General features: G+C 65.8%; 1 protein-coding gene. It reads right to left on the reverse strand.

The window, feature by feature from the left end; all coding sequences use genetic code 11:
* On the reverse strand, window positions 1-216 hold a 216-nt coding region (locus LZ017_RS21960; protein ID WP_241399055.1), incomplete at its 3' end, for an ATP-binding cassette domain-containing protein.
* Window positions 217-301 lie beyond the last annotated feature (85 nt).

Here is a 301-nt window from a genome sequence, read left to right on the forward strand (position 1 = left end):
ACCCTTGATGCTGCGCCCCAGGTACTGCACCTCCCCCACCGCGATCGGCTGCAGCCCCGTCACCGCCTTCAGCGTCGTGGTCTTGCCCGCGCCGTTGGCCCCGATCAGGCTCACCAGCTCGCCCTGGCGCACCTCGAACTCCACGCCCTTGACCGCCTGGATCCCGCCATACGCCACCTTCAGCCCGGTGACCTTGAGCAACACTTCCTTCGTCATTTCAGACTCCATTCTTTTCTTGGCACTCGCGCCCGAGGTCTTCCCAAGCGGCACCCGAGGATCCGGCTTTGCCGGGCCTCTGGGT

Origin of the sequence: Pelomonas sp. CA6, assembly GCF_022549225.1 — a bacterium.
Lineage (GTDB): Bacteria > Pseudomonadota > Gammaproteobacteria > Burkholderiales > Burkholderiaceae_C > Roseateles.